General features: G+C 74.2%; 25 protein-coding genes. 14 read left to right on the forward strand and 11 right to left on the reverse strand.

What is annotated here, in order from left to right; all coding sequences use genetic code 11:
• From VG869_02300 to VG869_02310, 3 genes are all read right to left on the reverse strand, one after another.
• On the reverse strand, nt 1-500 hold a 500-nt coding region (locus VG869_02300), incomplete at its 3' end, for an SDR family NAD(P)-dependent oxidoreductase (protein ID HEV3450009.1).
• Nucleotides 500-1285 (reverse strand): acetoacetate decarboxylase family protein, encoded by a 786-nt coding sequence (locus VG869_02305; GenBank protein ID HEV3450010.1) that lies wholly within the window; start codon nt 1283-1285, stop codon nt 500-502. The genes VG869_02300 and VG869_02305, both read right to left, overlap by 1 nt.
• A gap of 58 nt (nt 1286-1343) precedes the next feature.
• Nucleotides 1344-2582, reverse strand: coding sequence for an amidohydrolase family protein (locus VG869_02310; protein ID HEV3450011.1), 1239 nt, complete (start codon nt 2580-2582; stop codon nt 1344-1346).
• A gap of 151 nt (nt 2583-2733) precedes the next feature.
• Here VG869_02310 and VG869_02315 point away from each other — a divergent pair, with 151 nt between their 5' ends.
• Nucleotides 2734-3564 (forward strand): SDR family NAD(P)-dependent oxidoreductase, encoded by an 831-nt coding sequence (locus VG869_02315; protein ID HEV3450012.1) that lies wholly within the window; start codon nt 2734-2736, stop codon nt 3562-3564.
• 24 nt (nt 3565-3588) lie between these two features.
• Here VG869_02315 and VG869_02320 read toward each other — a convergent pair whose 3' ends face one another.
• The 6 genes from VG869_02320 to VG869_02345 form a co-directional block, all read right to left on the reverse strand.
• Nucleotides 3589-4320, reverse strand: coding sequence for a hypothetical protein (locus VG869_02320; GenBank protein HEV3450013.1), 732 nt, complete (start codon nt 4318-4320; stop codon nt 3589-3591).
• A 117-nt stretch (nt 4321-4437) separates the two neighbouring features.
• On the reverse strand, nt 4438-5208 hold the full coding sequence (locus tag VG869_02325; protein ID HEV3450014.1) for a DUF72 domain-containing protein: 771 nt from the start codon (nt 5206-5208) through the stop codon (nt 4438-4440).
• A gap of 70 nt (nt 5209-5278) precedes the next feature.
• On the reverse strand, nt 5279-6352 hold the full coding sequence (locus VG869_02330; GenBank protein ID HEV3450015.1) for an amidohydrolase family protein: 1074 nt from the start codon (nt 6350-6352) through the stop codon (nt 5279-5281).
• 15 nt (nt 6353-6367) lie between these two features.
• A complete protein-coding gene (locus VG869_02335; GenBank protein HEV3450016.1) occupies nt 6368-7129 on the reverse strand; it encodes an SDR family NAD(P)-dependent oxidoreductase in 762 nt (253 codons plus the stop codon).
• On the reverse strand, nt 7126-7917 hold the full coding sequence (locus VG869_02340) for a glucose 1-dehydrogenase (protein ID HEV3450017.1): 792 nt from the start codon (nt 7915-7917) through the stop codon (nt 7126-7128). Before VG869_02340 ends, VG869_02335 begins: the two co-directional genes overlap by 4 nt.
• Before the next feature lie 55 nt (nt 7918-7972).
• Nucleotides 7973-8599 carry an isochorismatase family protein gene (locus VG869_02345; protein HEV3450018.1) on the reverse strand — a complete coding sequence of 209 codons (627 nt, stop codon included), beginning with the start codon at nt 8597-8599 and terminating at the stop codon, nt 7973-7975.
• A gap of 57 nt (nt 8600-8656) precedes the next feature.
• On the opposite strand from VG869_02345, the gene VG869_02350 reads away from it, so the two are divergent.
• Genes VG869_02350 through VG869_02370 form a run of 5 tightly spaced genes read left to right on the forward strand, consistent with a single transcriptional unit; the run spans nt 8657 to nt 11505 of the window.
• The gene (locus VG869_02350; protein HEV3450019.1) at nt 8657-9085 is read left to right on the forward strand and encodes a MaoC/PaaZ C-terminal domain-containing protein; all 429 of its coding nucleotides are present in this window, start codon (nt 8657-8659) and stop codon (nt 9083-9085) included.
• Between the two features lie 9 nt (nt 9086-9094).
• Nucleotides 9095-9493, forward strand: coding sequence for a Zn-ribbon domain-containing OB-fold protein (locus VG869_02355; GenBank protein HEV3450020.1), 399 nt, complete (start codon nt 9095-9097; stop codon nt 9491-9493).
• Between the two features lies 1 nt (nt 9494).
• Entirely contained in the window at nt 9495-9863 is a 369-nt protein-coding gene (locus VG869_02360; protein ID HEV3450021.1) for a hypothetical protein, read from the forward strand.
• A complete protein-coding gene (locus tag VG869_02365) occupies nt 9847-10272 on the forward strand; it encodes an OB-fold domain-containing protein (protein ID HEV3450022.1) in 426 nt (141 codons plus the stop codon). The genes VG869_02360 and VG869_02365 overlap by 17 nt, the downstream gene beginning before the upstream one ends.
• A 21-nt stretch (nt 10273-10293) precedes the next feature.
• A complete protein-coding gene (locus VG869_02370; GenBank protein HEV3450023.1) occupies nt 10294-11505 on the forward strand; it encodes a thiolase family protein in 1212 nt (403 codons plus the stop codon).
• A gap of 11 nt (nt 11506-11516) precedes the next feature.
• On the opposite strand, the gene VG869_02375 is transcribed toward VG869_02370, so the two are convergent.
• Nucleotides 11517-12623: an acyl-CoA dehydrogenase family protein gene (locus VG869_02375; GenBank protein HEV3450024.1), complete on the reverse strand. Its 1107-nt coding sequence runs from the start codon at nt 12621-12623 to the stop codon at nt 11517-11519.
• Between the two features lie 133 nt (nt 12624-12756).
• Between VG869_02375 and VG869_02380 the strand changes: the two genes are divergently transcribed.
• The 3 genes from VG869_02380 to VG869_02390 all read left to right on the forward strand — a co-directional run bounded on the left by VG869_02380 (nt 12757) and on the right by VG869_02390 (nt 15273).
• Nucleotides 12757-13962 (forward strand): acyl-CoA dehydrogenase family protein, encoded by a 1206-nt coding sequence (locus tag VG869_02380; GenBank protein HEV3450025.1) that lies wholly within the window; start codon nt 12757-12759, stop codon nt 13960-13962.
• The gene (locus VG869_02385) at nt 13959-14645 is read left to right on the forward strand and encodes a hypothetical protein (GenBank protein ID HEV3450026.1); all 687 of its coding nucleotides are present in this window, start codon (nt 13959-13961) and stop codon (nt 14643-14645) included. Before VG869_02380 ends, VG869_02385 begins: the two co-directional genes overlap by 4 nt.
• 61 nt (nt 14646-14706) lie before the next feature.
• Nucleotides 14707-15273: a hypothetical protein gene (locus VG869_02390; protein ID HEV3450027.1), complete on the forward strand. Its 567-nt coding sequence runs from the start codon at nt 14707-14709 to the stop codon at nt 15271-15273.
• A 61-nt stretch (nt 15274-15334) separates the two neighbouring features.
• Here VG869_02390 and VG869_02395 read toward each other — a convergent pair whose 3' ends face one another.
• A complete protein-coding gene (locus VG869_02395; protein ID HEV3450028.1) occupies nt 15335-16999 on the reverse strand; it encodes an amidohydrolase family protein in 1665 nt (554 codons plus the stop codon).
• Between the two features lie 119 nt (nt 17000-17118).
• Here VG869_02395 and VG869_02400 point away from each other — a divergent pair, with 119 nt between their 5' ends.
• The 5 genes from VG869_02400 to VG869_02420 all read left to right on the forward strand — a co-directional run bounded on the left by VG869_02400 (nt 17119) and on the right by VG869_02420 (nt 22415).
• Nucleotides 17119-18171: an alcohol dehydrogenase catalytic domain-containing protein gene (locus VG869_02400; GenBank protein ID HEV3450029.1), complete on the forward strand. Its 1053-nt coding sequence runs from the start codon at nt 17119-17121 to the stop codon at nt 18169-18171.
• On the forward strand, nt 18168-18626 hold the full coding sequence (locus tag VG869_02405; protein ID HEV3450030.1) for a hypothetical protein: 459 nt from the start codon (nt 18168-18170) through the stop codon (nt 18624-18626). The genes VG869_02400 and VG869_02405 overlap by 4 nt, the downstream gene beginning before the upstream one ends.
• A gap of 86 nt (nt 18627-18712) precedes the next feature.
• On the forward strand, nt 18713-19693 hold the full coding sequence (locus tag VG869_02410) for a TIGR03560 family F420-dependent LLM class oxidoreductase (protein ID HEV3450031.1): 981 nt from the start codon (nt 18713-18715) through the stop codon (nt 19691-19693).
• A gap of 23 nt (nt 19694-19716) precedes the next feature.
• Nucleotides 19717-21282, forward strand: a complete 1566-nt coding sequence (locus VG869_02415) for a glycosyltransferase family 39 protein (GenBank protein ID HEV3450032.1) — start codon at nt 19717-19719, stop codon at nt 21280-21282.
• Entirely contained in the window at nt 21279-22415 is a 1137-nt protein-coding gene (locus VG869_02420) for a hypothetical protein (GenBank protein HEV3450033.1), read from the forward strand. Before VG869_02415 ends, VG869_02420 begins: the two co-directional genes overlap by 4 nt.
• Nucleotides 22416-22444 lie beyond the last annotated feature (29 nt).

The following is a 22444-nucleotide window of genomic DNA, read 5'->3' on the forward strand; positions in this document are numbered from 1 at the left end:
ACGACCGCGGCCTTCGTCACCGAGTACTCCGGCGTGCCGAGGAGCGGGGCGATGCCGCCGTTCCCGGACGAGGTGTTCACGACGTGCCCGGGGTCGCCCCGCTCGAGCATGAGGGGCACGAACGCGTTGATGCCGTGGATCACCCCGTACACGTTCACGGCGATGGCCCAGCGCCAGTCGTTGCGCTCGTGCTCCCACAGCCGGCCCTCGGCGCCGGCGCCGATGCCGGCGTTGTTGCACACGACGTGGACGGTGCCGTAGGCCTCGAGCGTGCGCTCCCGGAGGGCCACGACCGACTCCCAGCTCGAGACGTCGGTGACGACGCCGGTGACCTCGAGCCCGACGCCGCGCAGCTCGGCGACCGCTCGGTCCAGGGCCGGCGCCTGCACGTCGGCGAGCACGACCCGCATCCCCTCACGGGCGAAGCGCTCGCCCATCGCCCGGCCGAGCCCGCCGCCGCCGCCGGTGACGACGGCGACCTTGCCCTCGAGCGAATCGATCACCCCTCACCGACCGGGGACAGGTCGTCGTAGCGCTGGTGGACGTACGGGCGGAGGAACTCGCCCGGGACCCGGGAGTTGATCTCGCCGCGCTGCACGCTGTGACGCTCGCAGAGCGTCAGCTGGACGACGCGGCGGACCGGGAGGTCGGCGACGGGGTCGAACCGCGAGTCGGCCAGCGTGATCTCGCCGTCGACCCGCTCCAGCTTTCGGGTCTGCTCGGCTCGGTGGCAGTAGACGAGTGACGGCTCGGCGTCGAAGCCCTTGCCGTCGGGCGCGGGCAGGAACTTGAAGTAGAAGTCGGTGCGCTTCCGCTCGGGCGGGTTGGGGAGCTCCTCCCGGACCGAGCCCGACACGGTGACGAACGTGGTGCCGAGCCGCGTGAACCGACCGACGACCCGGTCGCCGCCCGGCTCGCGCTCGAGCGTGACCTCGGCGAGCTTCTTCGGCTCGCCGAAGGTCTCCCGGCCGCCGATCACGGACTGCTCGGTGGTCATCGGCATGACGAGCGCGTAGTCCCCGACCGTGCCCTCGTGCTTGCAACGCACGGCGAAGGCCCCGGCGCCGAACGTCGGCAGGCCCCGCATGTCGACCCGGGCGATGGTGATGCGGACCCGGGGCTCGTCGGCCGGCTCGAGCGGGGGCGGCAGCACCGCCGCGATCACGTCGGGATCGGTCTCGTAGAACGCGTCGAGCACCGTCGCCCACGCGCCCGTCGCGGTGGCCTCGACCTCGCGGTTTCGCAGCTCGTCGTCGGTGCGGGCCCCGTATCGGATGCGTCCCATCAGTGCTCCTTCTCAGTGGTGTGCGGCAGAGAACGTGACGACCCTCGGCCCGAGCGGCTCAGAGCTCGGCGAACGCCGGGCAGCGGCGGGCGTCGTCGGGGATCTCGTCGGCCGCGATCGGGCGCGCCACGTCGGCGACCCGCGGGCCGACCCGCGCCGCGATCGGCGCGAGGGCGTCGAGGTCGAAGCGGTAGACGCCGGCGGCGTTGGCCCCGACCATCGCCCGCACCTCGTCCTCGTCGACGTTCGCGAACGCGAGTCGGAGCGCCTCCTGCGAGTACGGGTAGCTGGCCTCCTTGTGCGGGTAGTCGCACCCCCACATGATCCGGTTCACGCCGACCTCGTGCCGGAGCGGCACCTCGGTCGGCCGGATGAAGCTGGCCCCGACGTGGCACTGGCGGGCCCAGTACCCGCTCGGCTTCAGCGACAGCCCGGCCACGACGCCGCTGCCCCACTCGACCTCCTGGGACCCGACCGCGGTCCGCATGCGGTCGAAGAAGTAGTCGAGGCGGGCCAGCTCGTCGGGAATCCACCCGGTGCCCTGCTCGGTCAGCACCAGCTGCAGCTCCGGGTACCGCTCCAGCACGCCGCCGAACACCAGGTGCGCGAACGCACGGTGGGCCCACCACGTGACCTCGAGGAGGAAGACGACCTTGTCGACCGCGGTCTCGTCCATCGGCGGGACGGCGCTGCCGGAGTGGTGGTTCACCGGCATGCCCAGCTCCTGGCAGACCGACCAGAGCGGCTCGTAGGCGGGGGAGTAGAGCGGCGGGAGGCCGGTGCCCGGCGGCGCGCCCGGGAGCAGCATCCCGCCCGTCAGCCCCGCGTCGCGGGCCCAGCGGACCTCGGCGACGGCGGCGTCGACGTCGGCGAGCAGGATCTGGGCGATCCCGGCCCGCCGGCCGGGCGCGGCGGCGCAGAAGTCGGCCAGCCACCGGTTGTGCGCCCGGAGCCCGGCCCAGCGCAGCTCGAGCTCGGTGGCGTCGGCGGCCGGCGGTCGCGCCGTCAGCGACGACCTCGGGTAGAAGGGCGGCACCGTGTTCGGGAAGAGCACCTCGGCCACGATGCCGTCCGCCTCGGTCTCGCGCAGGCGGCGGGCGCTGTCCCAGTTCCGGCTGGCGTTCGGTCCCTCGAGGTCGGGGAAGGGGACGACGTAGTCAGCGACCCACCGGTCGAAGTCGTCGAGGTACCGCCGCTCCAGGTAGTCCCGGTACTCGTGGATCTCGGCGCCGGCGTGTCCGTCGGCCGAGATGACGACGTAACGGTCGGTGGCGGGTGCGCCGTTCTGAGGCGCCATCGTCCAAGTGCCCCCTGGCGCGGTCCGGACGCGATCGTACCGCGACGGCTGCTCGGGCCGTCCGGGCACGACGACGCGCGAGCCCGCGCCTCGGGAGCGGCGGCGACGCGGCTGCGTAGGCTGCCGGGAACCCGCGCCGTGGAGGACCAGGGTGGAGCAGCCAGCCGCGTTTCGTGACCGCTACGGGCCCTGGGCCGTCGTGTTGGGGGCGTCGGAGGGCCTCGGCGAGGCGTACGCGCGCGAGGTCGCCGGTCGCGGGCTCAACGTGGTCGTGGCGGCGCGCCGCGCCACGCCGCTGGCAGCCGTGGCGCGGTCGCTCCACGACGAGCAGGGCGTCGAGGCCGTGCCGATCGTGATCGACCTCAAGGCGAGGGACTGCCTCGAGCCACTGCGTGCCGTCACGGAGCCGCTCGAGGTCGGGCTCGTCATCTACAACGCCACCGGCTCGTTCGTCGGGCCGTTCCTCGAGGAGGAGCCTCACCACTCGCTCGAGCAGGTCGCGATCAACGTCTCGACGCTGATCGGCGTGTGCGAGCTCTTCGGTCGGCCGATGGTGGAGCGCGGCCGCGGCGGGATCGTCATCATGGGGTCCGGCGCCGGCGTCGCCGGGACCGCCGGCCTCGCCGTCTACTCGGCCACGAAGGCGTTCCAGCTCACGCTGGCGCAGGCCCTGCACGAGGAGTGGCGGCACCGAGGCGTCGACGTGCTCGGCGTGGTGGGGCCCGCCATCGACACGCCGAACTTCCGACGGTCCTTCGACCACGATCCCGACGCGCTGCCGCACCCCCCGCTGGCGCCGGCCGACGTCGCCCGCGACGTCGTCGACGCCCTCGGCCACGAGATGGAGATGATGCCGGGCGAGCCGAACCGCGACGGGTACCGCTTCCTCTCGGCGATGCCACGCGTCGAGCAGGCCCGGATGCTCTCGGCCTCGTTCACGGCCGCGGCGCGCCCGGCCGAGCCCGCCCGCGATCGCGATTGACGCGACCTCGCGGCGCCCGAGGCGCTACAGACCGAGCGGGAACGTGTACGGGCGAGGCGACACGTCCCGCCCGACGTCGAGCTGCACCCTCGTGTGGTTCCCGATCGTGATGTCGCGTGGGTTCCCGCTGAAGCGCACCCCGTTCACGTAGGCGATGACCGGTCCCTGCGCCGGGCCGACCTGCGTCGCGCTGAGGGGCTGGTGCCAGATGTCGAAGTACTCGCCGAGCGTGTAGGTCCGCCGCAGCGGCGACTCGATGTGGATCACGCCGTCCGCGGTGTGGCTGTGCAGCCAGTAGAAGCAGGACCCGGCCACGACCTCCGACCCGGTGGCGCCGGCCACGCTCTGGCGGGGCGGCGCGATCCCGATGCCGGCCGGGACGCTGCGCTGCTGGCCGTCGACGAACACGGCCAGGTGCGAGTGCACGTGGAAGAGGAGCTGCTCGGCGTTGTTGCACTGGATCCCGTCGACGGGCTGGCCCGGCGAGCCGCCGTCGAAGCTGGCGGTCGACGCCAGCAGGGGTCCCGCGCTCGCGCCCGCGGCGGTCGACGTCGACGAGGATCCGCTCGAGGCCACGATCAGCGCCGACCCGGACGCGACCACCACGGCCAGGGCCAGCGCCCACGGCCACGCGAGCGACCGGCGCCGTCGGCGGCCGAACCGGCGCCAGGCGGGCCGCTTCGACGGCGTCGGCCGGCGCGGCGGTGTCGCCGTCGAGTACCGGCGCGTCTGGCGCGACGTGCGCTTCTTCGACACCGCGGCACGGTACCGCCGACTTCTCGGCGGACCGCCGCGGGTCCTCAGCGTCCTCACAGCGCCGCACGCGCCTCGTTGGTCCGCTCGGCGCGGTGGGCGCGGTCGGGCGCGGTCGGCTCAGGTCGGGCTGGTCGGCGGGCCCGGCGCGGACGCGTTGGCGAGGCCGGCGGCCGCCGCCAGCCGGGCGAAGGTCCGGGCGTCTCGGACCGCGGCGGCGCCGGCGTCGTTGTTGAAGTACGCGTACCCGTCCGCGCCCGGGCCCCAGCGCTCGACCAGCCGCGCCGCCCACGTGGCGAGGGCGCGCCGCCCGTAGCCGGGCGGGGTCGCGGTGCGGCCCTCGTGGAGGCGCAGGTAGCACCAGCTCGCGGTGCGGACGAGGGGCCCGTGCTGCGACCGACGGTCCCACAGGCAGAGCGCGGCGTCATGGTCGGCGAGCAGGTCGTAGAGGGCGTCGACGTGCCACGACTCGTGGCGTGGCTCCACGACGACGCGCACCCTCTTACCGAAGGCCGCGAGCGTCTCGGCGAGCCGGCCGAGCTCGAGCCGCATGGTGGGCGGCAGCTGGAGCAGCACCGGCCCCAGCTTCGGGCCGAGGCCGGCGGCGCGCTCGAGGAGCCGCGCCACCGGGTCGGCGGGGTCCTGGAGGCGACGCACGTGCGTGAGGTACCGGCTGGCCTTCACGGCGAAGGTGAACGGGTCGGGGGTGCGGGCGGCCCACTGCTCGAAGGTCGCTCGGGCCGGGAGGCGGTAGAAGGGGCTGTTCGCCTCCACGGTCGCGAACCCGGTGGCGTAGTACTCGAGCCAGCGCGCCGTCGGCAGGGCGCGCGGGTAGAAGGGGCCCCGCCAGTCGCGGTACTGCCACCCCGAGGTCCCGATTCGGATCGTCATCGCCGGCAGCGGCGCCGCGGTGGCCGCTCCGCCGGTCCGGCCACGTCGGTCTGGCGGCGGTCCGGCGCGCTCAGCTCGTCGCGGCGGCGAAGCGGTCGGTGAGCCGGTAGAAGCGCGCCGGCGTGTCCCAGAGCACGGGCCGGGCGTCGGCCTCGAGGTCGACGCCGTCGAGGCGGCGGAGGAACTCGTCGAGGGCATCCGGGAACGCGGCGTCGGGATGCGGGAAGTCGCTCGCCCACATGACGTGGTCGGCGCCGACCCGCCCGATCGTGAACGCGGCCAGCGCGTCCTCGGGATCGGACGAGATCACGCACTGTCGGGCGAAGTACTCGCTCGGCCGGAGGGACAGCGCCGCGAGCTCGGTGCCGCCGAGCCACTCGTGGTGCTCGTCGAGGCGGGCCAGCCAGTACGGCAGCCAGCCGGTGCCCGACTCGAGGAACGCCACCCGGAGGCCGGGGTGCCGCTCGCACACGCCGCCGAGCAGGATCGCGGTCGCCGCCGTCATCTGCTCGAGCGGGTGGGAACAGGCGTGTCGGGCCGCGAAGCTCTCGAAGCGGTCGCGCCCGATCGTCGGCGCCCGCACGCCGAGCGCCTCGTGCACGCCGAGCACGAGGCCGGTCGCCTCGAGCGCGTCGTAGAGCGGGTCGAAGGCGGCGTCGTCGAGGTACGCGTCGCCGACGTGGTTCGGCCGGACCAGCACCCCGACGAGCCCGAGCTCGGCGGCGCGGCGCGCCTCGGCGGCGGCGCGTGCGGGCGTCCGCTGGGGGACGACGCCGACGGCGGCCAGTCGCGACGGCGCGGCCGAGCAGTACTCGGCCGCCCACGCGTTGTACGCGCCGCAGGCGGCGGCGGCCTCGGCTTCGTCGAGCTCGGGGAGGTACGGCACGAAGAGGCCCATGGAGGGGAAGAGGACGGCGGCGTCGATGCGCTGCGCGTCCATCGCCCGGAGGTACGAGGGGGCGTCGAAGCCGTGCGTCAGCTGGTCGGCGAGGCGCGACGAGTCGCCGCAGAGCTCGACCGGTGTCGTGGCCGGCAGGTCCATCACGGGCCGGCCCGGGGGCGTCCAGTCCCCGAAGAGGTCGCCGGGCTCCACGACGTGGGCGTCGGCGTCGAGGATCCGCCAGCCGTCATGCACGGGGCTCACCCCGCGGGCGCGCGCTCACACGCGCCGGGCTGCCAGCGCCCCGTCGACGGGGACGACGCAGCCGCTCGTGTAGCTCGAGGCGTCCGACGCCAGGAACACGACGGCGTCGCAGACCTCGCGGGCGGTCCCGAGCCGGTGCATCGGGTTCAGGTCGGCGATCCGCTGGCGGAGCGCCTCGGGGTCCGGCGCCTGGGCCGAGAAGCGGATGAAGAGCCCGGTGTCGGTGGCGGAGGGAGCGACGACGTTCACGCGCACGTTGTCGGGCGCGTGCTCGATGGCCGCCTGCTTGCACAGGTTCACGAGCGCGCCCTTGCTGGCGCAGTAGGCCGGGTGGCCGGGCGCCACGATGAGCCCGAGCGTGGACCCGAGCGCGATCACCGAGCCGCCCCCGTTCGCGGCCATGACCGGGATGGCGGCCCGCATGCAGAGGAACGGGCCCTTGAGGTTCACGTCGAGCACCTGCTGCCAGTCCTCGTCGCTGCACTCGAGGACGCTCTGCCGGCTCTCGATGGCGGCCGACAGGACCAGCACCCGCAGCGGCCCGAGGCCGGCCGCCACCCGCACCGCCTGCTCGACGTCGGCGCGGCGCGTCACGTCGCAGGGCACGGCGGCGGCGGTCGCGCCGGCGGCGCCGAGGTCGTCGGCCACCCGGCGGGCCCCGTCGGCGTCGAGGTCGGCGACCACGACCGCGGCGCCCTCGGCCGCCAGCCGGCGGGCCACCGCCTCGCCGAGGCCGGCGGCGCCGCCGGTGACGATCGCGACCCCCGAGAGGCTCACCGCAGCGCCGCCAGGCCGCCGTCGGCCGGGAGGACCGCGCCGCTCACGTAGGCGGACTGGTCGCTGGCGAGGAACAGGGCGATGGCGGCGACGTCCTCGGCCCGCCCGAGCCGGCCCACGGGGATCGTGCGCTTGAGCCCGTCGACGAACTGGTCGGCGCCGGGCGTCTTCTCGAGCACCTTGCGGAACCGGGGCGTGTCGATCGAGCCGGGCGCGATGACGTTCGCCCGCACCGCGGGCCCGTACTCGACCGCGATCTGCTTCGTGAGCAGCACCAGCCCGGCCTTCGCGGCGCCGTAGGCGGCGTAGCCCTCGGACCCGATGAGGCCGAGCGTCGACGCGGTGTTGATGATGCTGCCGCCACCCCCGTCGAGCAGGGCCGGCAGCGCGGCCCGGCAGGCCCAGAAGATCGCCGAGAGGTTCGTGGCGATGGTGAGGTCCCAGTCCTCGTCGGTGCAGTCCACGAGCCGGCCGCTCATCTGCACCGCGGCGTTGTTGTAGAGGACGTCGAGGGCCCCGAAGCGCTCGAGCGCGACGGCGACCATCCGGTCCACGTCGGCCCGGCGGGAGACGTCGACGTGGGCGACCACCCCCTCGCCGCCCTGCTCCTCGAGGAGCCGGACCGTCTCGGCGGCCCCGTCGGCGTCGACGTCGGCGACGAGCACGCGGGCGCCGTGGGCCGCGAAGAGCAGGGCCGCGGCCCGCCCCTGGCCCGAGCCGGCGCCGGTGATCAGCGCCACCTTGTCGGGCAGCAGCCGGTGGAAGTCGAGGGGCGCGAGCGGGGTCATGCCGGCCGCATTCTGGCTGGTCGACCGGCTCGACGTCTCGTCCGCTTCCGGCCGCTCACCCCGCCGACCAGACCGCCGCGACCTCCTCGGCGGTGCGGAGGGTCGCGAGCGGCGCCAGGGTGTGCTCGATGACGGCGTCGGCGTACTCGCCCGGGACCCCCGCCACCGCGTCGGTCACGACCACGCACCGGTAGCCGAGGTCGACGGCGACGAGGACCAGGCCGAGGATCCCGATGTTCACGGACACCCCGGTGGCCACGATCGTCGCCACCCCCAGGTTGCGGAGGGTCTGGTCGAGGTCGGTGCCCGGGAAGGGACTGAGCCCGTGCCGGCGGGCGGCCACGAGGTCGGTCGGCTCGGGCCCCAGCTCGGGGACCACCGCGACCGATTCGGTGCCGACGAGCAGGTGCGGGGGCCCCTTGGCGAGGGACCGCAGCATCGGTGCGTTCTCGCTCGAGCCGACCCGGTCCGGACGGAACTCGGCGACGCAGTGGACGACGCGCGCCCCGGCGGCCCGGGCCGCTCGCACGACGCGCGCGGCGCGGTCGATCACGCCGCGGGCGGCCACCTCGTCCGCCAGCGCGGGGATGACCGCCAGGTCGCCGACCACGCCTCGCTGGAGCTCCATCGTGAGCACCGCCGTGGTCGGTGGCGCGAGGAGCTCGGTGAGGTCGACCGGCACGCCCCGAGCCTCGCGCGGCTTGACAGGCCGGCCGGGCACCGGCCACGCTGCGGCGCCATGGCGGAGCAGAAGCTGCGGTTCGACGACGTGCGCGAGGGCGACACCGCGCCCGAGTTCCGTCACCAGCTCTCGCGGACCGATCTCGTGCGGTACGCCGGCGCCTCCGGCGACTTCAACCCGATGCACCACGACGAGGTGCAGGCCACCTCGGCCGGCCTGCCCAGCGTGTTCGGCCACGGCATGTTCACGATGGGGATCCTGGGCAAGGCCCTCACCGACTACGTCGGGGTCGGGAACCTGCGCCTCTACAAGGTGCGGTTCACGAAGCAGACCTGGCCCGGTGAGACCCTCAGCACCAAGATCACGGTGAAGAAGAAGTACGAGGAGCACGGTGAGCACCGCGTCGACCTCGACTGCGAGGTCGTGAACGAGAGCGGCGAAGCCAAGGTGAGCGGCGTGGCCGTCGCCGCCCTCCCCGCCCCGTAGCCCGCGGGCGTGCGGTTCGACCTCCCGGCCGCCGACGACGACACCCGCCCGTACTGGGACGCCGCCCGTGCCGGGCGGCTGCTCGTCAAGCGCTGCGCCGACTGCGGGGCCGCCCACTTCTACCCCCGGCCGTTCTGTCCCCGGTGCTGGAGCTCGGCGGTGTCGTGGGAGGAGGCCAGCGGGCGCGCCGTCCTCTACACCTGGTCGGTCGTGCACCACAACGACCTGCCCCCGTTCTCGGATCGGCTCCCGTACGTCGCCGCCGTCGTGGACCTCGCCGAGGGGCCGCGAATGATGACGAACGTCGTGGACTGCGACGAGGACCAGCTCCGGGTGGGCATGCCGCTGCAGGTCGCGTACCGTGAGATCGCCGAGCACGTCACGATCCCGGTCTTCGTGCCGGTCTGACATGAACCGAGACGACTGGAACTTCCCGTTCGAGGCTCCGCTCCACGACGTGTTCCCCGCCCTCCACGAGGCGCAGAACTCGTGGATGAGCCAGATCGATTCCCTGTCGGCCCCGGACCGGCGGACCCACGAGCTCATCCGGCTCGCGTGCACGGTCATCCTGCGCAACCCGCCCGGGGTGGAGCGACACGCCCGGCTGGCGCGGGAGGTCGGCGCCTCCTGGGAGGAGATCCTCGGCTCGATCATGCTCACCTGCCCCGGCTTCGGGCTGCTCCCGGCGGTCGAGGCCATCCCGCACGCCCGGCGGGGCTTCAAGGCCGCGCTCGATCCCGAGCGCGAGGAGGAGGACGCCGATGACGGCGACCGATGAGGTCCCGTTCCGAATCCTGCCTCGCATCACCGACCGCAACGCGCACTTCTGGCAGGGCGGTCGCGACGGCGAGCTGCGGTTCCAGCGCTGCCACGACTGCGGCTACTACCTGCACCCGCCGGGGGTGATCTGCCCGCGGAGCTGGTCGAAGGACCTCCGCATCGAGGCCGTCTCGGGACGAGCCGAGGTGCTGACCTTCTCGGTCAACCACCAGCCCTGGATGCCGGGCCTCGAGCCGCCCTTCGTCCTGGCCATCGTGCGCTGCGTCGAGCAGGACGACCTGCGCCTGTTCACGAACGTCGTCCACTGCGCCCCGGAGGACGTGCGCATCGGGATGCCGGTCTCGGTGCTCTTCGAGCCCCACGTCGAGGAGCAGGTGTGGATCCCCCTGTTCGAGCCCGCCCCGTGACCCCCGGCCCGAGGAGACGCGATGGACGCTGAGCTCGTCGGCGAGCGCCGAGCGGTCTTGAGCGGCATCGGGCAGTCCGCCGTCGGTCGCCGCCTCTACCGCGACCCGCTCGAGCTCACGGTCGACGCCTGCCTCGAGGCCATCGGCGACGCCGGGCTCACCACCGCCGACGTCGACGGCCTCTCCACCTATCCCGGCGGCCTCGACAACCCGGCCGGCTTCTCGGGGGCGGGCGTGCCCGACGTCCACGAGGCCCTGCGCCTGAACCTCAACTGGTACGCCGGCGGGCTCGAGCTCCCCGGGCAGCTCGGCGCGGTCGTGAACGCGATCCTCGCCGTCTCCGCCGGCCTGGCCCGGCACGTCCTGTGCTTCCGGACCGTCTACGAGGGCAGCGCCCAGGGGACGAAGGGCCGCTCCTCGGTCATGCCCGGCGGCGAGAACCGCGCCGGCGGGTTCCGCGCCAGCGGCTTCATGGAGTGGCTGCTCCCGTACTCGGTGCCGTCGGCGGCCACCTGGATCGCGCTGTACGCGGCCCGTCACTTCCACGAGTACGGCACCACCCGGGCCCAGCTGGCCCAGATCGCGCTCAACGCCCGCGCCAACGCGGCGTTGAACCCGAAGGCCATCTACCGGGACCCGATGTCGATGGACGACTACTTCGCCGCCCGGATGATCTCCTGGCCGCTGTGCCTGTTCGACTGCGACGTGCCGTGCGACGGCGCCACCGCCATGATCGTCTCGCGGGCCGACGCCCGGCCCGACCTCCGCAAGCCGCCGCTGACGGTCGAAGCCGTCGGCACCGCGCTGCACGGCCGCCCGGGCTGGGCCGACTACCCCGACCTGACCACGATGGCCTGCCACGACGCCGGTGCGCAGCTGTGGACCCGCACCGACCTGCAGCCCGGGGACGTGCAGCTGGCCGAGATGTACGACGGGTTCTCGTTCATCACCATGTGCTGGCTCGAGGCCATGCGGTTCTGCGGGAAGGGCGAGTCCGGCCCGTTCGTCGAAGGGGGCCAGCGGATCGCCCGCGACGGCGAGCTGCCGCTCAACACCCACGGTGGGCAGCTCTCGGCCGGCCGGCTGCACGGCTTCGGCTTCCTGCACGAGGCCTGCCTCCAGCTCTGGGGCGAGGCGGCGGAGCGGCAGGTGCCGGGCGACCCCGAGGTGGGCGTCGCCTGCGCCGGCGGCGGGCCGCTCGCCGGCGCGCTGCTCCTGACCCGGGCTCGCTGACCCGGCCCGGCTCAGCCGAGGCTGAGCGCGGCGAGCGCTTCGAGCTGGTCGGTGCTGCCGCCCCCGGTGCGCTGGAGCGTGAGGAGCCGCTTGTAGAAGAGGTGGATGTCGTGCTCCCAGGTGAAGCCGACCCCGCCGTGCACCTGGATGGCGGCGGCGCCGACGGCGGCGAGCTCGTCGGCGGCGAAGGCGAGCGCCATCGTCGCCGCCCGGTGCGCCTCGTCGGTCTCGGCGGCGTCGGCGGCCCAGCAGGCGTAGTACGCGGCGGCCCGGGCCATCTCGACCGCCCGCAGCATGTCCGCGCACAGGTGCTGCACGGCTTGGAAGGTGCCGATCGGCACCCCGAACTGCCGGCGCTCCCGCGCGTACTCGACCGACAGCTCGAGGGCCCGCGCCGCGGCGCCGACGCCGTCGAGAACCGCGCCGACGGCCAGCCGGTCGAGCGTGCGCGCCACCGCGGCGGTGGCGTCACCGGCGCCGACGCGGAACCCGGCGACGTCGTCGAGCGTCACCGTGGCCTCGGCGCGCGAGCCGTCGACGGTCGGCGTGGCGACCACGTCGGCGTCCGCCGCCTCGACCGCGAAGACCCCCAGCCCGCCGGCCTCGGTCCCGGCCACCACGAGCAGGACGTCAGCGCCGGGCGCACCGTCGACGTGCGCCTTGGCGCCGTGCAGCGCCCAGCCGTCCCCGCGGCCGACGGCCCGGGTCTCCGGCGCCCGCCACGCCGCCCGGCGGCGCGGCTCGTACACGGCCACGGTGCCCCGCGCCTCCCCTCGCGCCAGCGCCGGGAGGAGCGGGTGCGCGTCCCAGCCGTCGAGGGCGTCGACGAGGCTCGCCGCGCCGACCGCCGTGGCCAGGTACGGGCACGGGCAGACGGCCCGCCCCAGCTCCTCGAGGACGACCGCGGCGTCGACCATGCCCATGCCGGCGCCGCCGTGGCTCGCCGGGGCGAGGAGGCCGACCACGCCGAGGTCGACGAGCCCGCGCCACAGCTCGTCGCCGCAGGCGCGCTCGCGGCCGTAGGTGGCGCGCACCCACTCGAGCGGCGCGCGGTCGGACAAGAACCGGCGCACGGCCTGGCGGAGCTCGTCCTGCTCGGCTGAGAACTCGAAGTCCAAACCCCGCTCCCGGATCCGCCGACGACGGACGGGCGTCGGGCGGACGGGAACGGTAGCGCCCGCCGCGGGACCTCGCGCGGCGACGGTCGCGCGCCCGAGCCGCGCCCGTCGACCAGGCGGTAGCGTCGCTCGGATGCGATTGCGCTACGGCGAGGCCGAGGAGCGCTTCCGGGCCGAGCTCGTGGCCTGGCTCGAGGAGCACGCGCCGCCGCGCGAGGTCCTGGCGGCGCCGAAGCGCTCCAGCGCCGACCTCCAGCCGTGGGCGCGCGCCTGGCAACGCCGGCTGTTCGAGGCCGGCTGGCTGGTCCCGGGCTGGCCACCCGAGCTGGGCGGACGGAACGCCTCGCCCGGCGAGCAGATGATCTACTTCGAGGAGATGAAGCGGCGCGAGATCCCGCGCAGCCTGAACCCGCAGGGGATCGGGATCATCGCCCCGTCGCTGCGCGACGCCGGCACCCCGGACCAGCAGGCCCGCTGGTTGCTCCCGACGCTGCGGGCCGACATCGCCTGGTGCCTCGGGATGAGCGAGCCCGGCGCCGGGAGCGACCTGGCCAGCCTCAAGACCCGGGCCGTCCTCGACGGCGACCACTTCGTCGTGAACGGCCAGAAGGTGTGGACCTCGGGCGCGCACGACGCCGACTGGTGCATGTGCTTCGTGCGGACGAACGTCGACGCGCCGAAGCACCAGGGCATCAGCGTCCTCGTCATCGACATGCGCTCGCCCGGCGTCGAGGCCCGCCCGTTCGCCGAGCTCACCGAGCCGGACTACGAGGACTTCAACGAGGTCTTCTTCACCGACGTCATCGTCCCGGCGGAGAACCTGCTCGGCGAGCTCGACCGGGGCTGGGCCCTCACCCAGGCGTCGCTGGCTCACGAGCGGGCCATGCTGTGGGTCGACTACGCCTACGACGTCCAGCGGGCCTTCCGGGCCATGGTCGGCCTCGCGGGCCGGCCGGGAGCCGATGGCGCGCCGCTGGGCCAGGACGCGCGCTTCCGTGACGACGTGGCCCGCTTCTACGTGGACTCGCAGGCGCTGCTGCTGATGGGCTACCGCGGCTTCTCGAAGTTCATGCGCGGACGCGCCGCGCCGGAGCACTCCCTCCTCAAGCTCTACGGCAGCGAGACGCTCCAAGAGGTGCTCCTCACGGCGACCGAGTGGCAGGGCCCCACCGGCCTCGACCTCGACGTCCTCGGCCCGGCGATGTGGCGCCAGGGCGCGTGGGTCACCCAGTACCTGCGCTCGTTCTCCGGCACCATCCCGGGCGGGACGAGCGAGATCCAGCGCAACATCATCGCCGAGCGGGTGCTCGGCCTGCCCCGATCCGGGAGTGGACGATGACCGACGAGCAGCTCACCGCGGCCGACGTGGCCCGGATGCGCACCCCCCTGTGGGAGCAGGCCAAGACCGCGATCGCCCAGGGCCGGTCCGGCGAGGCGGTGGCCCTCATCGACCGGGCGGTCGAGCAGTGGAGCGCGCTGAAGGACTACTCGATCAACTGGATCACCTCCCTGCTCACGTTCGTCGGCGAGGAGCTCGGCGAGGAGGCGGTCGAGCGGGCCCTTCGCAAGACGGGGGAGGAGTTCGTCCGCCCGCGCCGCGACACCGGCACCGACTGGGGGTCGCTGCCCGCGGCGGCCCGGGCCAAGGTCATCGCCCGGGCCATGCTGGCCAACATGGGAGCCGTCGAGGTGGCCGAGGACGACGAGAAGATCGTCCTCTCCTTCCGCTGCGGGAGCGGCGGCAAGCTCATCGAGGACGGCCGCTACGAGGGTGAGCACCCGTACCTGCGGCTGCGCGAGCGAGGCCCGCGGACGCTCATGCGCGACGAGCTCTGGGTCTACTGCGCCCACTGCTCGGTGAACAACGAGATGCAGCCGGTCGAGTGGGGCGGCGCGCCGACGAGCGTGGAGTACCCGCCGGAGCGACCGGGCCAGCCGTGCGTCCACCACATCTACAAGGACGTCGCGAAGGTCCCGACCGAGGCGTACGACCGGATCGGCAAGGCCCGCCCCCGGCCCTGACCGCCGCGCGCGTCCGGCCGGCGACGAGGCGACGCCGACCCCCGTGGATATCCTCCCCGCCGTGAGACGGGCCGCCGGGCGGGTCGCGCGTTGGATCGTGCTCGTCGCCGCTGCCCTCGGCGTCGCGGGGCTGAGCCCCGCCGCCGCCGCGAGCCACCCGTCCGGGCCGGCGTTCAACATCCGGGACCCCTGCACGTACCCGAGCCCGTCGCAGGTCCAGCGGTCCTTCGGCGCCCCGGTGACGACGAACCACGCCACCGGGCTGGCGATCGCGTGCAACTTCGTGGTCGGCGCCGCCGCCCAGCCGACGGGGACGCTGGTCGTCGCGCTCATCTACCCCGTGTTCCCGCCCCCGGGGGAGACCGCGGTCGACATCATCGAGGTGCAGCGGGCGATCGACGGCGACAACAACGTGACGATCGCCAACGCCAAGCTGGGGAAGGCCAGCTACTTCAACCTCGACAACTCGACGCTCTCGGTCGCGGTGAGCAAGAAGTTCGCGGTCACGCTCCAGTGGACGCCGTCCGGCGCGCCCGCGGCCGGGTCGCAGCTCACCCCGCCGGTGCAGTCGAAGCTGACCGCGGTGGCGAAGTCGATCTTCCCCCGGACGCCGAAGAGCCGACGCTGAGGCGGCCGGGCCGTCGGCTTCCGGCCCCCCGTCGACCGCCGTTAGGGCGGACGGAGCCGCGTTAGCTCCGGAGCACCCGGCCCGGGCGAGCGTCGAGCCCGTCCGGGACGGGCTCGCCGTCGACGCGGATCGGCGTGCCGTTCACCAGGACGTGCGCGACCCCGACCGGCGAATCGGCGACGAGGCGCTCCCCGTCCGCGGGGAAGTCGCGGACTCGGCGCAGCTTGCCGGGCGCGACCGTGTCGGGGTCGAAGACGGTCACGTCGGCGGCCCGCCCCGGCTCGAGCACGCCCCGGTCGGTGAACCCGAACACGGCCGCGGGCTCGCCGGTGAGCTTGTGCACCGCGGCCTCGAGCGTCAGCACCGGCCGCTCCCGCACCCAGTTGCCGAGCAGGTCGGTCGGGAGGCAGGCATCGCAGAGCTGCCCGACGTGGGCGCCGGCGTCGGAGAGCCCGATGAGCATCCCCTCCTGGCGGAGCAGCGAGGCGATCATGTCCTCGTCGTCGTTGGCCAGCACGGCCCGGACCCGAGTGGACAGGTCCTCGGCGACGGCGAGCTCCAGGAGCGCGTCGAGCGGCTCGACGCCCCGCTCGCGGGCGAGGGCCGCCACGCTCCGCCCCTCGAGCTCGGGGTGGTCGCGGCTCTCGGCGATGGTGACGGTGTCCCACTGGGGCCGGAACACGCGACCGGTCGCCAGCTCGTCCTGCGCGGCGCGGCGCCACGCCGGGTCGCGGTAGGCGGCCAGCCGCTCCGCCTCGGGGCGGTCCATGAGGGCACGGAACGCCGGCACGGTGTTGAACGTGAACGGCTCGGCCAGCGTCATCTGGAAGGTGAGGGGTCGGCAGGTCACCTGCGGCCACACGTCGGCGCCGTCGGCGCGCTCGTCGGCGTTCAACGCCGCCATGCGCGTGGCGAACGGCGACCCCCTCACGGTGAGCAGCGCGGTCCAGGTGAACGGTCGCCGCACCCGCTTCTGGAGCTCGTACACGTCGGCGTGGCGGATGCGCTCGCCGGGGGTCAGCTCGGCGACGCCGCGGCCGAGGTCGCCGAGGGGACGCAGCAGCGCCTCGAGCTCCGCGAGCCCCGCCAGCCGCGACGGGACCGGCCGCCCGCCGTCACCGGAGTGGGTGGGCGCGGAGCTGGTGGCGAAGCCGGCCGCGCCGGCGGCGACCGAGTTGCGCACGACCTGCGCCATCTGCGCCAGCTCGTCGTCGGTCGGCTCCTCGCGCTCGTATCCCTCGTCGCCCATCACGTAGAGGCGGACCGCGGTGTGCCCGACGTAGGCAGTGAAGTTCAGGCCGACGCCGCGGCGCTCGACCGCGTCCAGGTACTCGGGGAAGCTCTCGAAGTCCCACGGGATCCCGGCCTCGAGGGTCGCGAGGCTCATGTCCTCGACGTGCTGGAGGGTGCGGCCGATGAGGGACCGGTGCTCGGCTCGGCACGGAGCGATCGAGAAGCCGCAGTTCCCCGCGACGACCGTGGTCACGCCGTGCCACGACGACGGCGTGAGGGCCGGGTCCCAGAACACCTGGGCGTCGTAGTGGGTGTGGATGTCGATGAAGCCCGGCGCCACCACGCGACCGCCGGCGTCGAGCTCGCGGCGGCCCGTGAGGTCCTCGCCGACGTCGGCCACGCGGTCGCCGTCGATGGCCACGTCGGCCCGCCGGCCTGGCGCCCCCGTCCCGTCGATGACCGTGCCGCCGCGGATCACGAGGTCGTGAACCATCGCCCAGCCTCCTTGTCGACCCGGTGCCTCGCCGCCGGGCGGCGAGTGGGCTCATCCCAGGTGTCACGCACCCTATTACGGTGGTGAACCGTGGCTGTCGTGCCGTCCCGAGGGGCACCGTGACCGCGTTGCCCGACACGATGCGCGTCGCCGTCTACCGGCGACCCGGCGAGGTCGACGTCGAGGAGCGGCCGGTCCCGGACGTCGGGCCGCGAGACGTGCTGCTCGAGGTCAGCCACTGCGGGATCTGCGGCAGCGACATCCACTTCGTCCTCGACGGCTGGGGTCGACCCGGCTCGGTCGAGGGCCACGAGTTCGCGGGCCGCGTCGTCGCCGTGGGCGACGAGGTCACCGGCTGGCGGGTCGGCGACGCCGTCGTCGGCGGCCCGAGCCCCCGCTGCGGGACCTGCGAGTACTGCCGCCAGGGTCGCCCGTCGCTCTGCGTCGGCCGGCACACGCCCGGCGCCGCCGCGCACAGCGACGGTGCCTTCGCCGAGTACACGCTCGTCCCGGAGGCGTCGCTGCGACGGATCCCCGACGGGGTGTCGCTGCGGGCGGCGGCGCTGGCCGAGCCGCTGGCGGTGGCCCTCCACGGGCTGACCCGGGGCGGCGTGCGCGCGGGCCAGCGCCTGCTCGTGACCGGCGCCGGTCCGATCGGCGCCCTGAGCGTCGCCGCGGCCCGAGCGCGCGGCGTGACCGACGTCGTCGTCAGCGAGCCGCACCCGAGGCGTCGCGCCCTCGCCGAGCGGCTCGGGGCCCGGGCGGTCGAGCCGGCCGAGCTCGTGAGCCCGGCGTCCCCCGGTGACGTCGTCGACGACGCCTTCGACGTGGCGCTCGAGTGCTCCGGCCACGCCGTGGCCATGGAGGCCGCACTCGGCCAGCTCAAGCGGGGCGGCACCCTCGTCCTCGTCGGCGCCGGCATGAAGGCGCCGCGACTCGACGGCAACCGGATCCTGCTCAACGAGCTGGTCGTGACCGGCTCGTTCGTCTACGACGCCGACGGCTTCGAGCGCGCGCTCGAGCTCCTCGCCCGACCAGACTTTCCCGCCGAGGTGCTGATCGAGCCCGGTGAGGTCCCCCTCGACGGGCTCCTCGACGCCCTCGTCGGCCTCCACGACGGCGCGGTGGCGGCGAAGGTCCTCATCGTGCCTCGACGACAGGAGGAACTGTGAAGACCGACCGCAAGCCGCGGTTCAACCACGTGGCGATGAGCCTGCCGGCCGACCTCCTCGACGACGCCCACCGGCGCGAGATCGTGCGCTTCTACAGCGAGGTGTTCGGCTGGGAAGAGATCCCGATGATGACCGTCGACCGCCAGCGGCTCGTCCTGTCCGTCTACACGATCGAGCAGTTCGTGTTCCTGATCGCCGACGACTCGCCGATGGCCTGCCCCCGGCTCGACCACTACGGGATCTCGGTCGCCACCGAGGCCGAGCTGGACGGGATGCTGGCGCGGGCCGAGGCCTTCCGGGACCACGACGACCGGGTGGACATCATCGACAAGAAGGTCGAGGACCACGGGATGCTGGCGATCACGAGCATCTACCTCCGGTACCTCCTGCCGATGATGGTCGAGGTCCAGTGGTGGGACTTCAAGGAGCAGCCCGCTGATGCCGCGGCCGGCTGAGCCGCGTCGCCACCGGCGGCGCGGCGCGCTCGCCGCGACGCGCGCGCACGGGCCGGTCGACGGCGCCGGCGCCGAAGCGCGGCCGCGTGGCTGATTCGTCGCTGCGCTACGGCGCCTTCGCGCCGCAGGGCTGGAAGCTCGAGTACTCCGGTTGGAGCGCCGCCGACGCGTGGGACCGGACGGTGGCGCTGGCCCAGCAGGCCGAGCAGCTCGGCTACGAGCACCTCTGGGTGTACGACCACGTCGAGACGGTGCCCCGCCGCGAGCCCACGCACGTCTTCGAGGCGTTCACCACGCTGGCGGCGCTGTCGCAGCGCACGGCCACCATTCGCCTCGGGCAGCTCGTGACCTGCGCCGCCTACCGGAACGCCGGCCTCCTCGCCAAGGAGGCGGCCGGGCTCGACGTCCTGAGTGGCGGCCGGCTCATCCTCGGGCTCGGCGGGGGCTGGTACGACCGCGAGTACCAGGCGTATGGCTACGAGTTCCCGTCGGCGCGGGAGCGGCTGGAGATCCTCGACGAGACCGTCCAGGCGGTGCGGGCGCTGTGGTCGGAGCCGACGGTGACGTTCGTCGGCAAGCACGTGCGGCTCGACGGCGCGTACTGCGACCCGAAGCCGCTGCAGGCGCGGCCGCCGATCTGGATCGGCGGGGGCGGCGAGCGCGTCACCCTGCGCATCGCCGCCGCCAGCGCCGACGCGACGAACTGGCAGGTCGGCCTGGACGAGTTCGTCCACAAGTCCGAGGTGCTCCGACGCCACTGCGCCGACGTCGGTCGGCCCTTCGAGGACATCGTGCGCACGCACGCGCCCGACTGCCGGCTCTTCGCCTCCGAGGGCGAGCTCCGAGCCTGGCTGGCGTCGGAGGACGGCGGGAACCTGTGGGGACGCGAGGACCCCGAGGGCTACGTTCGAGACAACTTCGTCGGGACCGTCGAGCAGGTGACGGACAAGGTCCAGGCGTTCGTGGACGCCGGGTGCCGGGAGTTCGTCCTGTGGTTCCGCGACTACCCCGCGAGCGAGAGCCTCGAGCAGTTCGCGACCGCGGTGCGCCCGAAGGTTCGCCCGTAAGGACGCCCGTCTAGGGTTTCGGCATGGCGACCCAGGCGCCCGCGCGCGACGTGGGCATCCGGACGCCGGGGGCGCGTCCGAGGCCGCCGTGGGCCGCGGTGCTGCTCGGCGCCGTCGTGCTCGCCGGCGTGGGGCTCCGCTTCTACACCCGGTCGGACCTCTGGCTCGACGAGGCCCTCTCGGTCAACGTCGCCCGGCTGCCGCTCTCCGACCTGCACGCGGCCCTGCGCCACGACGGGGCGCCGCCCCTCTACTACGCGCTCCTCCACTTCTGGATCCGCGGCTTCGGCACCGGCGACTTCGCCTCCCGGGCGCTCTCGGGCCTCCTGTCCGTCGCGACGCTGCCGCTGGCCTGGTTCGCGGGGCGGCGCCTCGGGGGCCGACGGCTCGCCGCCTTCACCCTCGTCGTGGTGGCCACCTCGCCGTACGCCATCCGCTACGGCACCGAAGCCCGCATGTACTCGCTGATCATGCTGCTCGTGTTCGCCGGCTACCTCGCGGTGCTGCGCGCGCTCGAGTCAGCATCGCCCCTCCGGCTCGCGCTGGTCGCGCTCGTCACCGCGCTGCTCATCTACACCCAGTACTGGTGCTTCTACCTCGTCGCGGTGGCGGGGGCGCTGCTCGTCGTCCGTGCCGTGCGCGCCGGGGCCGGCCCGGTCCGGCGGGCGGCGCAGCGCGTCATCGGGGCGATCGTCGTCGGTGTCCTGACCTTCATCCCGTGGATCCCCACCTTCGCCTACCAGGCGCGCCACACCGGGACCCCCTGGGGCAACGCCCGCGTGCCCTGGTCGTCCACCGCCGAGGCGCTGGCGCGCTTCGCCGGCGACGACCACAACGGCGAGACCTTCATCCTCCTGTTCGCGCTCCTGGCGCTGGCGGTGATCGGCGTCTTCGGGCGCAGCCTGGACGGCCGGAGGATCGAGCTCGACCTCCGGACCCGCCCCGGCGTGCGCGCCGTCGCCATCCTGGCCTTCGGCACCCTCGTGCTCGGCACCACGCTGTCGTTCGCGGCCGGCAGCGCGTTCGACTCCCGGTACGCGTCGGTGATGTTCCCCTTCTACGCCCTCGTCGTGGCCCTCGGGATCAGCCTGTTCACGGACCCGAAGGTGCGCGCCGGCGTCCTCGCCGTCGTCGTGCTCCTCGGGCTCGTGGGCGGGATCCGCAACGTGACCACGAACCGCACCCAGGCCGGACAGGCGACCACGATCATCGCCGCCAACGCTCGACCCGGCGACGTCGTCGCGTACTGCCCCGACCAGATCGCGCCGTCGGCGAGCCGGCTGCTCGCGGGCGTCCCCGGGCTCGTGCAGCTCACCTTCGCCGACGCCTTCGGGCCCACCCGCGTCGACTGGGTCGACTACGTCGACCGCATCGGGTCGGCGAGCCCGGCGGCGTTCGCGAGCGAGGCGGTCCAGCGGGCCGGCCCGCACACGATCTGGTACATCTCGGCCTTCGGCTTCAACCACGTCGAGGGCAAGTGCGAGGGGGTGGACGCCGCGCTCGCCCGGGCCCGGCCCAACGCCGCGATCGCTGTGGCGCAGGATGACTCGATCGCCGAGTACATGAGCCTCACGATCTATCGCGGGTGAGGCCCCTCGCCCGCCGGCTCGGCGCCACCCGCTTCGTCGACCGCGATCTGCGCGCCGCCGTCGGACCGTGGCTCGTCGCCCGGGTCATCGTGGCCGGAGCCCTCGCGGTCGCGCGATTCGCCGACGACCAGGTCGGCGCCCGGCCGCGCCCGGTCCCGCTCCGCCAGGGCCTCTTCGCCTGGGACGCCGCCTTCTACCGCGACCTCGCGACGCATGGCTACGCCGGGCTGCCGCGCGCGGCGCTGCGCTTCTTCCCGCTCGTGCCCCTGCTCACCCGCGGGCTCGGCGCGGTGTTCCTCGGCAACGAGGGCGTGGCGCTCGTCGTGATCGCCAACCTCTCGGCGCTCGTCTTCGTCGCCCTGCTCCACCGGCTCGCGGCCCTCGAGACCGGCGACGACGCGCTGGCGCGACGAGCGGCCTGGTTTGCGGCCGTCTTCCCGCCGTTCGCGGTGCTCGTGCTCGGGTACGCCGACGCCACCGCCCTGGCGCTGGCGGCGGGGACGTTCCTGGCCCTGCGAACCCGCCGGTTCGCGGTGGCGGTCCCGCTCGGGCTCCTTTCCGGGCTCTGCCGGCCGGTCGGCGTGCTGCTGGTCGTCCCCGCGGTCCTCGAGGCGGCGCGCGGCTGGCACGCCGCGGGTCGTCCCGACCGCGCCCGCCGCGCCGCCGCCGTCGTCGCGCCCGCGGCCGGCCTGGCCGCGTTCCTCGCCTACGCCGGCGTCGCCTTCGGCGACGCCCTCGCGCCCCTCACGGTCCAGAACCAGTCGCACCTGCGGGGACGCTTCGAGTTCCCGATCACGAGCCTCGTCGACGGCGTCCGCGACGTCTCGAACGCCGGACGCTTCGGCCCCGGCGCCCACGTCTTGTGGGCGGTCGGGTTCGCTGCCCTCCTCGTCGTCGTCGCCCGCCGGCTCCCGTCGTCCTACACCGCGTACGCGGCGCTGACCCTCGTGCTCGCCCTCTCGGCGCACAACCTCGACTCGTTCGAGCGCTACTGCGCCGGCGCGCTGCCCTTCCTCCTCGCCGCCGCGATCGTCACCAGGCTCCCCGAGCGCGAGCGGGCCGGGCTCGCCTTAGCGGCGGCGGCGATGCTCGGGTACGCCCTCCTCAGCTTCCTCGGCCTCTACGTGCCCTGAGGCCTCGGCGCGTCGGCGGGGCCCGTAGG

This window comes from Acidimicrobiia bacterium, from assembly GCA_035948415.1.
Classification (GTDB): Bacteria; Actinomycetota; Acidimicrobiia; order IMCC26256; family PALSA-555; genus PALSA-555.